Genomic DNA, 10,759 nt, shown 5'->3' with positions numbered 1-10,759 from the left:
ACGGCGTCGTCAACACGGCTGTCCCTTGGGGCACCCGGCGCCGTCGGCCGGTGCGTCCGGTGGGAGAGACCTCCGGGTAGTGGCCACTATTCCGCTAACCGGAGGATTCTTTAGATGACGGTGCCCTTTTGGCTGTGGCTCGCCACCATTGGCGGGCTGCTCGTCCTGATCGCGATCGACCTCGTGATCGTCGACCGCAAGCCGCACGAGGTCACGACAGGCGAGGCCGCCCGCTGGGTGACTTTCTACGTCTCGTGCGCCGTGCTCTTCGGCATCGGGGTGTGGGTGTTCGGTGGGCACGATCCTGGGGTCGAGTTCTTCACCGGGTACATCACCGAGTACTCGCTGTCGGTCGACAACCTGTTCATCTTCATGGTGATCATGTCGTCGTTCAAGGTCCCGGCGATCCACCAGCACCGGGTCCTGCTGATCGGTATTCTCATCGCGCTGGTGATGCGCGGTGCGTTCATCGCGGTCGGTGCCGCGCTGATCGCGCAGTTCGTGTGGATCTTCTTCCTCTTCGGCGCCATTCTCGTGTGGACGGCCGTCAGCATGGTCCGCGACAGCGGCGCGCACGAGGAGTACCACGAGAACGCCGTCACGCGCTGGGTTCGCAAGATCTTCCCGGTGACCGACGACTACGTGGGTCACCACTCGTTCGTCAAGAAGGACGGCAAGCGCTACATCACGCCGATGTTCGTGGTGATCATCGCGATCGGCAGCGCCGACCTGCTGTTCGCCGTCGACTCGATCCCCGCGATCTTCGGTATCACGCAGGACGCCTACCTGGTGTTCGCCGCCAACGCCTTCGCGCTGATGGGGCTGCGGCAGCTGTACTTCCTGCTCGGCGGTCTGGTCAACAAGCTCGTCTACCTGTCCTACGGTCTGGCGATCATCCTCGGGTTCATCGGACTCAAGCTCGTGCTGCACGCGCTGCACGAGTACCACGTGACCCCGGCCTGGCTGGAGATCAACAACTGGATGTCGCTCGGCTTCATCGTGGCGGTCCTGACCGCCACCACGCTGCTCAGCCTGCGCAAGGCCAAGCGTGACCCCGAGGCCGCGAGCGCCGGGGGCATGAACCTGAAGGCCGAGGCGCCCGAGCAGCGGGCGAAGCGCGAGGACGAGCTCGAGGGTCAGGACCACACGGAGCAGGAAGCCGGTTCGCGGACCGAGAAATAACCGTTAGTTCTGCTAAGGATCGGGTAGTGTCGGGGCCGTGCGTCCCGTTGACCTCGAACTGCTCGCCGTTCCCGGCAGGCCGGCACTCGCCGGCGACCTGATCCTGGTCGCGCTGTCTCGGCCCGATCTGGCAGGCAACTCCTACCGGAGTTCGCTGCGCCGGATCGGGCCGGACGGCGCCGACACCCCCTGGACCCACGGAGAGCGCGACAGCGCACCCGCCGTCTCGCCGGACGGTCAGTGGGTCGCCTTCCTTCGCGGCACCGGCAGGTCCGGGCCGCTCTCCCGCCCTCAGCTGCACGTCATGCCCGTCTCGGGCGGCGAGGCGCGCAGGCTCACCGAGCTTCCCCTCGGCGTGGACGCACCGGTGTGGGCACCCGACTCGCGGCGCATCGCGTTCACCGCGCGCGTGCCGGAGCCCGGCCGCTACGGCACCCCTCTGCCCGGCGAGGACGACGCCCCCGAGCCTGCCGAGGAGGCTCCGCGCCGCATCACGCGGTTCGACTACCGCATCGACGACATCGGATTTGTCCGCGACCGGCCGAAGCGCCTGTTCGTGGTGGACGCGTCCGCGCCCGAGCCGGAGTCCTCACCGCTGACCGCGGGCGAGGCCGACGTCTCCGATCCGGCGTGGACACCCGACGGCGAGTCGGTGCTCGTCGTCGCCCCGCGCGACTGGGACCGCACCGAGACGCTGCACACCGACCTGTACGCGGTCCCGGCCGAGGGCGGCGACCCGGTGCTCGCGGTGCGCACCAGGGGCACCGCCGCGCACCCCTCCGTCGCCGCCGACGGCACGATCTTCTACTACGGCTTCGAGTTCGAGGGGCTTTCCGAGGTCGCCCGCAACACCGGCCTGTGGGCCGCCGCCTCCGGCGAGGAGCCGAGGAGGCTGACCGACACGGAGACCGTCGACTGCGCCCCGGTGGGCGAGCCCGCTCCGTACGAGGACGGTGTGCTCGTGGTGGTGCGCAACCGCGGCGCGGCGGAGTTGCGCTCGGTGCCGCGCGACGGTGACCGCGTCGAGCTGTCCGGGCTCAAGCTGCTCGCCGGTGAGCGTGCCGCCGTGCGTGGCTTCGCCGTCGACGGGGACACGATCGTCCTCGTGCAGGCCGGGCCCGCCGACGCGGGCGAGGTCGTGCTGCTGACCGGCGGCGAGGCGCGTCCGCTGACCGACTTCTCCGCGCCGCTGCGCGACAGCGGCATCCGGCCCGCCGAGGAGATCACCGCCACCGCGCCCGACGGATACCCCGTGCACGGCTGGCTCGTGTTGCCCGATGGTGAGGGCCCGCACCCCGTGCTGCTCGTCATACACGGCGGACCGTTCGCGCCCTACGAGTGGAGTCTCTTCGACGAGGCGCAGGTGTACGCATCGGCCGGCTACGCCGTGGTGCTCGCCAACCCGCGGGGGTCGGCGAGCTACGGCGAAAGCCACGGGCGCGCCGTCATCGGGGCGCTCGGCACTGTCGACGCAGACGACCTGCTGGCCCTGCTCGACGCGGCGCTGGAACGCTCCGATGTGGACTCCGGGCGGGTCGGCGTCATGGGCGGATCCTACGGCGGGTTCATGACCGGCTGGCTCGCGTCGCACCACGGCGAGCGGTTCCGCGCCGCGTGGAGCGAGCGGGCCGTCAACGCGTGGGACTCCTTCTCCGGCAGCTCCGACATCGGCTGGTTCTTCACCGAGAACTACGTGGGCGCCGATCCGGAGGAACAGCGCAGGCGCAGCCCGCTCACCTACGCCGCCGACATCCGGATCCCGTTCGCCGTAGTGCATTCCGAACAGGACTGGCGCTGCCCCCTCGAGCAGGCACAGCGGATGTTCGTGGCGCTCAGGAAGAACGGCACGGAGACCGAGTTCCTGCTGTTCCCCGGCGAAGGCCACGAGCTGACCCGCTCCGGCAAGCCCAGGCACCGCCTGCAGCGTTTCGAGGCAGTGCTCGACTGGTGGAGCCGGCACCTGCCGGTCAGTTGAGCATCAGGTAGTTCAGCTCCTGGCAGACACGGCTGAGCGGTACGTCGAGACCCGGGTGGTCAAGCGGCAGCAGCACGTCGGGCGACGACGGCAGCGCGCCACCCGAGGGCGGGTCCCACAGGCAGATGGCCGGTGCGCCGGAGTCCATCGACGAGCGGTACCAGAGGCCGTCGAGGTCGCCGAACGCCGCACGCACGGCCCTCGCCCAGGCCTGGGTGATCTTCTTCGGGCCGCTGGAGATCTCCTGCGAGGCGCCGACCCGCGTGGGCCACAGGCCGGAGAGGTCGAGCAGGCGAAGGGTCCGCGACGGCCGGACGACCACCAGGTGCGGGCCACGCGTCTTGCGATCCACAGTGGACGTGGTCTGGTACACCTCCGCGATGCTCGTGCGCACGGAGAGTCCGAAGTAGAGGACGCCGTTGTGCGGGTCGTGCACGGGCTCGCCGTGCCGCGGCTGCTGCGGGTCGAAGCGGCCGTGCGGCAGCGGGCCGGTGTAGCGGAAGGTGTCCCAGCGCTGCGGGTGGTTGCCGCGTGCGGTGAAGATCCGGACCAGGCGGGTGGCCGGGTGCACCGCGACGATGTCCTCGTTCCTGCGCAGCTCGTTGAGCAGCACCGCGCGCGCGGGTGGTAGTGGCAGCCTTGCCATGGAGCGTGACTAACCGTCTCCTCGTGCTCTCGCTGTGTGTTCAGGCCGGGGTGCCGAGCGTGGTCGCGAGCTGCGCGACGGGCTCCGGATCGCCCGCGGCGAGCAGCCATTGCCGAGGCGTGGCGGGCTTGCCGTTGATCACCAGGTCGGACTGCGGGGTGCTCATGAACGCCGCGACGACGAGCGCGGGCGCGTCCTCGGGCACGGCACGCAGCACGGTCTCGATGCCCGGCAGGACGCTCGTGGCGGTGAACTGCCACGCGGGCAGGCGCCAGCCGCCCTGGTCCTTCCAGCCGGTGAGCCTGCGTTCCTTGAGACGGTGCCTGATCCTGCTGTCGTCGACGCCGAGCCTGCGGGCCGCCTCGAGCACCGTGAGGGCCGAGTCGGCGAGCACGGCGTGCTCGGCCACGCTGCGGGCGCGGTAGTCGGTCTCGCCCTGGCGGTGCGAGGCGAGGTCCAGCCCCACGTCGCTGAGCGCCTCCTGCTGCTCGGCGGAGAAGTAGTGCGCCGGCTCCGGGTTCGGCGGGGAAAGTCGTCGTGCCGCCTCCTCCACCAGTGCCAAGAACTGCGACGAGCTGACCCGGAGGCCGGCCTTGGCGAGGACGTTCTCTAGCGCGACAGACATGCGCATAGACTAGCCCGCCTGTGCGGGTTCGTGCGCTCCTCGGTCCTATTTGTGCGAGATCTCACCGTCATTAATACCGAACGCACATGGTCAAACACCTGCGGTAGACGATCGTCTCAGTCTGCCCCTCGCCTCCGGAGACGTCCAGGGTCCGCTTCGTCAGGGGTTCGCGGCCAGCACGCGCGCGGCCTTGAGCGTCACGACGCCGCGCCACTCCAGCAGCGACGCCGGTCCCGGCGGCTCCCACGAGACCGGCCAGCCGCCGTCGGGCTGCTGGGCCCCCGCGAGCGCCGTGAGGTGGGCGGCGATGGCGTCGGCGGGGACCAGCTCACGCAGCGGGTCCTCCGGCAGCGGGGCCAGATCGAGCGGGGTGAGCCCGTAGCCCTCGCCCGGGTGGAGATGGAAATGGGGCAGGTCGCCGAGGCGGCCGCCGATCTCCGCGCGGTGGCCTGCGGCCCAGTCCTGGTCGGGGGCGTGGACGAGGAAGTGGAGCACGTTCAGCGCGCTGTGCCCGTCGAGGTCGGTGAGCTGGTCGATCTCGGCGCGGCAGAAGTCGTCGGCGGCGTCGAGCCACGCTCCTTTCGCTCCCGCGCGGCGCAGGCGCGTGACAATGCCCGCCGTCGGGTTGAGCCCGGGCGGGAACCGCCCGTCACCCCAGTGCGAGGCCCTGGGGTACGCGGCGATCGAGGGCAGCACGATCGGCAGCCCGCCGGAGGGTGCGGCCACCGACTCCAGGTAGGGCACGAGGCTCGCGGCGAACTCCGCGACCCTCGCGCGGACCGCCGGGTCGGCGCCGGTGGGCGAGTCCAGCACCTGCTCGACGGCCTCGAGTGCGAAGTCGACGGCGAGCGGCTGGCTCTCCGGCCCGCGCGCGTCTGGTTCGAGGGCGTGCCCGAGCCCGCCGTCGGGGTTGCGGTAGGCCGCGAGCGCATCGAGCACCGCGTACGCCGTCGCCGGGGTCGGCGTGCCGAGCCACAGCTCGGCGAGGCGGCGTTCCAGCAGTCTGGCGTGGGTCAGCAGGAAGGCGCGGGCGCGCTCGAGTGGCGGTGTGCTCATGTCGTGAGCATGGCAGGACGGCGCGCCCGGGGTCTTGAACGGAACGGTCACGCCGCCCGCGCGCCGGTGAGCCGGAAGTAGGCACGCGGGGTGGAGCCGGTGAGGTCGCGGCAGTCACGGGAGAGGTGCGCCTGGTCGGCGTATCCGGCCGTGGCCGCGAGCGAGGCGAGGTCGGCGGCCGCGTGGCTGCCCGCGATGGCACGCTGCAAGCGGGCGACGCGCAGGTAGGTGGCGGGCCCGTAGCCGACGGCGAGGGTGAACCGGCGGCGCAGCTGGCGTTCGCCGACGCCGAGCCCGTGGAGCGCCTCCGACACCCGTGCGACGCCGCCGTCGAGGCGGGCGAGCAGCGTCTCCAGCAGCGGGTCGCGCTCGGCGGACAGCCGGCCCGCGACGACGTCGCCGAGCGCGGTGGGCCGGTGCAGCAGCAGGTCGGTGACGACCGCTCCACGCGTGCCCCACAGGTCCGCGAGCGTCACCCGCTGGTCGGTCAGCTCCGCGGCCGCCACGCCGAGCGCGCGCGGAGCGTGCCCCGGCCGGAAACGGATGCCGTGCACGAGGGTGCCGCCGGGCAGCTCCGTGTCCCAGTGCCGGGTGTCCGGTCCGGCGACGAACACCCGCTCGCCCGCCACCATCAGGTCGACGCAGCCGTCCGGCACGATCCGCTTGCCCGGCGTCACCCTGCTGCGCCAAAGGCAGCGCACGGCGTCGCGCAGGTGCGCGGGCGCGGGGCTCTCGCGGTACATGCCTTCATGATGCCTGCGGGGTCCGACGGTCACGGGATGGGAAGTGCCGTCCGGGCGGTCCCTTGCGGGACGTACAGGGCGTCGCTACTGTAATTTGAAACTATAGATTCGTGTAGCGAAACGTCGCGCTGAGACGCTGTGACGCTGTTCGGTGGAGGAGAGCGATGCCCGAGTACACGGAGCTGCACGCGGCCTCCGGCTGGCAAGAGCTGAGGGCGACCGACGAGGACTGGCGGCAGGCCGATCCGGCCCTGCTCAAGACCCTGTTCGTCCACGTCGCCCTCATCCGGGTCTTCGAGGAATACGTCCTCGACCTCGCCAGGAAGGGCCTGGTGCACGGACCCGCGCACTCCAGCATCGGGCAGGAGGGCGGCGCCGCTGGCGCCGTGCTCGCGCTGCGGCCCGCCGACACGATCAACGGCTCACACCGGGGACATCACCAGTTCCTGTCCAAGGCGCTCGGCTACCTCGCCCCGGACGGCGTCGACCCCGAGGAGACGTTGCGGCCGGACCTGAAGGCGATGCTGCGCCGCACCCTCGCCGAGATCTGCGGCCTGGCGGAGGGCTACTGCCGTGGCCGGGGTGGCTCCATGCACCTGCGCTGGCGCGAGGCCGGGGCGATGGGCACCAACGCGATCGTGGGCGGTGCGGTGCCGCAGGCCGCCGGGTTCGCCTGGGCGAGCAGGCAGGCCGGGGACGACGCCGTCTCGGTCACGTTTCTCGGCGACGGCGCGGTCAACATCGGCGCCGCACTCGAGACGTTCAACCTCGCGGCGGCGTGGCGGCTGCCGGTGTGCTTCTTCATCGAGAACAACCAGTACGCCGTGGCGACGACGGTCGAGGAGGCGACAGGGGAGAGCCGGCTTTCGGCGAGGGGGCCCGGCTTCGGCATCCGCAGCTGGCGCGTCGACGGCATGGACCCGCTCGCCGTCCACCTCGCGATGGTGCAGGCCGTGGAGCACATGCGCGCGGGCCACGGGCCGACCCTGATCGAGGCCGACGTCTACCGGTACTTCCACCAGAACGGGCCCTTCCCCGGCAGTGCCTTCGGCTACCGGACGAAGGACGAGGAGGCCGAGTGGAAGGCGCGCGACCCGCTCGATGCGATGATCCGGCGGCTCGCCGAGCGCGAGCTGCTGACCGAGGCGGGTTGCGAGAAGTTCCTCGGCCAGGCGAAGGACGCGCTCAAGGAGATCGGTGCCGCGCTGCTGGAGCCCCTGCCCGGCGGGAAGCGGGGGGAGCAGCGCATCAGGCCCGCGCTGTGGCCCGACCCGGAGTTCGTCGACGTGGGGATCCGCAGCGACCTCAAGGAGTTCGAGGGTGCGCGGGTCGTCGACGACGAGGCGTTCGACGGCGAGGTCGTCCAGCGCAGGTTCATGGAGGTCATCCCCGAGGTGATGCATCGGCGGATGCTCACCGACGACCGGATCGTGGTGCTCGGTGAGGACGTCCACAAGCTCGGCGGCGGCACCAACGGCGCCACCAAGGGGCTCGCGGCGGCGTTCCCCGGCCGGGTGCTGGGGACGCCGATCTGCGAGAACGCGTTCGCGGGGCTCGCGGGTGGGATCGCGGTCGACAACCGGTTCCGGCCGGTCGTCGAGCTCATGTACGCGGACTTCGTCTGGGTGGCGGCCGACCAGGTCTTCAACCAGATCGGCAAAGTGCGGCACATGTTCGGCGGCGACATCGAAGTGCCGCTCGTGCTGCGGACGAAGATCGCCATGGGCGCGGGGTACGGCTCGCAGCACTCCATGGACCCCGCCGGCATCTTCGCCACCGCCGTGGGCTGGCGCATCGTCGCGCCGTCGACGCCCTTCGACTACGTGGGCCTGATGAACAGCGCGCTCACCTGCGACGACCCGGTGCTGGTGATCGAGCACGTCGACCTGTACAAGGCCGTCGGCCCCGGGCCAGCCGACGATCTCGACTACTGCCTGCCCGTCGGCAGGGCGAGCGTCAAGCGCCCCGGCACCGACCTCACGGTGCTCACCTACTCGGCCATGACGAACGTCGTGCTGGAGGCCGCGGGACAGCTCGACGGCATCGACGTCGAGGTGGTGGACCTGCGGTGGCTCGACCGAGCGAGCCTCGACTGGGACACGATCGGCGAGAGCGTGCGCAAGACGAACAACGTCGTGATTGTCGAGCAGGGCGCCGCCGGGACGTCCTACGGAGCCTGGCTCGCCGACGAGATCCAGCGCCGGCTCTTCGACTGGCTCGACCAGCCGGTGCAGCGCGTGCACGGCGGTGAGGCGGCGCCGAGCATCAGCAAGGTGCTCGAGCAGGCGGCCATCGCGCGCGCGCCGGACGTGGTCGAGACGCTGACCAAGATCGCGCAGTAACGCCGTCCCGTAACCGATTTACTCGAGGGAAGCGACGTGGCCGAACTCCTCAACATGCCGGCGGTTGCCGCGGCGTCCGCCGACGCAGTCGTGTCGAACTGGTGCATCGACGAAGGGGCGACCTTCCGGGAAGGCGACCCGCTCGTCGTGATCGAGACGGAGAAGGCGCAGGTCGAGATCACCGCCGAGGCCGAAGGCAGGCTGCTGCGGATCCTCGCCGGGGCGTCGGTGCGGGCGGAGGTCGGCAACCCGATCGCGGTGGTCGCCGGTGTCGACGAGAAGGTGTCCGATGTGGACGCCGAGCTCGCGCGGCTCGGGGTCGGGACCGAGCCGGCGCCCGTCGAGGAGGCGCCCGCGCGGGAGGTACCGCGGCAGCGGTCGGCGGCGACGACGGAGCGGATCTTCGCCAGCCCCCTCGCGCGCAAGATGGCGAAGGAGGCGGGGCTGCGGCTGCGGGACCTGCACGGCACCGGGCCCGGCGGCCGGATCGTGCGCAAGGACGTGGTGGCCGCGATGAAGGCCGCTGAAACCGCCGAGAGCGCGGCTGCTCCCGTGGCCGTGACGACGGACCCGGCGCCGGTCGTGGATCCCGCGGTGAACGGCGCGCCGCCGGTGCGTGCCGAGTTCGACGAGGTGCCGCACACGCGGATGCGCAGGGCCATCGCGGCGAGGCTGACGGAGAGCAAGCGGACCGCCCCGCACTTCTACGTGCGCGCCCGCTGCTTCGTCGACCGGCTCACCGAGCTGAGGGCGGAGCTCGACGGCTCCTCGAAGGTCTCGGTCAACGACCTCGTCGTGAAGGCGGTGGCCAAGGCCCACGAGCTCGTGCCCGACATGAACGTGGTGTGGACGCCGGAGTCGGTGCACCGGCTCGCGGGCGTGGACGTCGCCGTCGCGGTGGCCACGGACGGCGGGCTGGTCACGCCGGTGATCCGCGACTGCGCTCACAAGTCGGTGTCGGCGATCGCGGCCGAGATCCGGGAGCAGGCCCGCAAGGCCAAGGACGGCGCGCTAACGCAACGGGACCTTGAGGGTGGTTCGATCACCGTTTCGAACCTCGGCATGTTCGACGTCGAGGAGTTCGCGGCGATCATCAACCCGCCCCACTCGGCCATCCTCGCGGTCGGCGCCGTCCGGGACGACGTCGTCGCCGTCGAGGGTGAGGTGGCGATCCGCAAGACGATGACCGTAACGCTGTCGGTGGACCACCGGCCCGTCGACGGCGTCGTCGCCGCCCGGTGGCTCGCCGAGTTCCGCGCCCTCCTGGAGAACCCGATCCGCATCCTCGCGTGAGGAACCACGGAGACGGTTGAAATGCGAGCTAGTGCCCTCCGCCGGGAGTCTGTTGCTTGAGTCGGTGGATCCAGGTTTCCGCTGGCAAGGCGCCGGTTCGTCCTCGTACTGGGCCGTACTTGGGCGGACCGGCAACGCAGCCGGCGGGAAGCTGGGCCGCCGAATCATGTGGCGAACTTCCGGCGGGGGCACTAGTCCAGGTGCGCCTGGTCGTTGAATCGGCGCACCAGCCAGTGCTCCCCGGTTACCACCAGCTCCGAGATCGAGCCGTTCTCGGCGGCCGCGAAGGCCAGTGGCTGGGCTCCGCTCGCCAGCGCCATGGCCTGGCCGATCACGCCGCCGTGGGTGAACACCGCGATCTGCTCGTCCGGGTGCGCGGCCGCGAGCCGGTTCAGCGCGCCGCCGACCCTCGCCGCGAACGCGTCGTTGGACTCCGCGCCCGGGATCACGTCCCAGCGCTGCTCCTCGGCGAGCCTGCGCGCCACCGGGTGGCCCTCCGCGATGTGCTTGCGGAACAGGCCACCCTCCCACTCGCCGAGATGCACCTCGCGCAGGTCCTCCTCCACGGACGGCCTGAGGCCGAGGCGTTCAGCGAGCGGCGCCGCCGTCTCGACGGTTCGGCGCAGGGTGGTGACGTAGAGCGCCGCGATCGGCTCGTCCGCGAGCCGGTCGCACACCCGCTTCGCCTGTTCGTGACCGTCCGGCGCGAGTGGCGGGTCGCCCTGGCCGCCGACCAGCGGGAACGGCTCGCTCTCGCGGGCCGCGGCTGACGCGCCGTGCCGGATCAGCAGGATCCGGGCGGCACCGGGCGGCGGCTGGAAACGAGACTGCGGGTACTCGGGCTCGGCGGGCTCGTTGTGCGTCACGGTGTCGAGGTTAGTGCCGGGATGGGCGACG

General features: G+C 71.3%; 9 protein-coding genes. 4 read left to right on the top strand and 5 right to left on the bottom strand.

The annotated features are described in order from the left end of the window. Positions 1 to 114: 114 nt before the first annotated feature. Together FCN18_RS27195 and FCN18_RS27190 are read left to right on the top strand one after the other, a co-directional pair. Positions 115 to 1,182, top strand: a complete 1,068-nt coding sequence (locus FCN18_RS27195) for a TerC family protein (RefSeq protein WP_112272186.1) — start codon at positions 115 to 117, stop codon at positions 1,180 to 1,182. 37 nt (positions 1,183 to 1,219) lie between these two features. Further along, positions 1,220 to 3,157: a S9 family peptidase gene (locus FCN18_RS27190; RefSeq protein ID WP_137096444.1), complete on the top strand. Its 1,938-nt coding sequence runs from the start codon at positions 1,220 to 1,222 to the stop codon at positions 3,155 to 3,157. Here the strand turns inward: FCN18_RS27190 and FCN18_RS27185 are convergent. From FCN18_RS27185 to FCN18_RS27170, 4 genes are all read right to left on the bottom strand, one after another. Further along, the gene (locus FCN18_RS27185; protein WP_112272182.1) at positions 3,150 to 3,803 is read right to left on the bottom strand and encodes an RES family NAD+ phosphorylase; all 654 of its coding nucleotides are present in this window, start codon (positions 3,801 to 3,803) and stop codon (positions 3,150 to 3,152) included. The two genes, FCN18_RS27190 and FCN18_RS27185, sit on opposite strands and share 8 nt — an antisense overlap. Positions 3,804 to 3,843: 40 nt before the next feature. Continuing rightward, positions 3,844 to 4,428: a MerR family transcriptional regulator gene (locus FCN18_RS27180; RefSeq protein ID WP_112273160.1), complete on the bottom strand. Its 585-nt coding sequence runs from the start codon at positions 4,426 to 4,428 to the stop codon at positions 3,844 to 3,846. Positions 4,429 to 4,587: 159 nt separating this feature from the next. After that, complete coding sequence (locus FCN18_RS27175) at positions 4,588 to 5,484, bottom strand: hypothetical protein (RefSeq protein WP_137096443.1); 897 nt, start codon at positions 5,482 to 5,484, stop codon at positions 4,588 to 4,590. A gap of 47 nt (positions 5,485 to 5,531) precedes the next feature. Then, positions 5,532 to 6,227, bottom strand: a complete 696-nt coding sequence (locus FCN18_RS27170; RefSeq protein ID WP_137096442.1) for an AraC family transcriptional regulator — start codon at positions 6,225 to 6,227, stop codon at positions 5,532 to 5,534. 164 nt (positions 6,228 to 6,391) lie between these two features. Between FCN18_RS27170 and FCN18_RS27165 the strand changes: the two genes are divergently transcribed. After that, a complete protein-coding gene (locus FCN18_RS27165) occupies positions 6,392 to 8,569 on the top strand; it encodes an alpha-ketoacid dehydrogenase subunit alpha/beta (RefSeq protein WP_137096441.1) in 2,178 nt (725 codons plus the stop codon). 36 nt (positions 8,570 to 8,605) lie between these two features. Beyond that, entirely contained in the window at positions 8,606 to 9,862 is a 1,257-nt protein-coding gene (locus tag FCN18_RS27160; protein WP_137096440.1) for a dihydrolipoamide acetyltransferase family protein, read from the top strand. A gap of 191 nt (positions 9,863 to 10,053) precedes the next feature. Here FCN18_RS27160 and FCN18_RS27155 read toward each other — a convergent pair whose 3' ends face one another. Continuing rightward, positions 10,054 to 10,728: a histidine phosphatase family protein gene (locus tag FCN18_RS27155; RefSeq protein WP_112272172.1), complete on the bottom strand. Its 675-nt coding sequence runs from the start codon at positions 10,726 to 10,728 to the stop codon at positions 10,054 to 10,056. Positions 10,729 to 10,759 lie beyond the last annotated feature (31 nt).

The organism is Prauserella endophytica (assembly GCF_005146945.1).
In the GTDB taxonomy this organism is placed as follows: Bacteria; Actinomycetota; Actinomycetes; order Mycobacteriales; family Pseudonocardiaceae; genus Prauserella_A; species Prauserella_A endophytica.
Note: the sequence above shows the minus strand (reverse complement) of the source record. Positions and strands in the feature narration are given on the sequence as shown.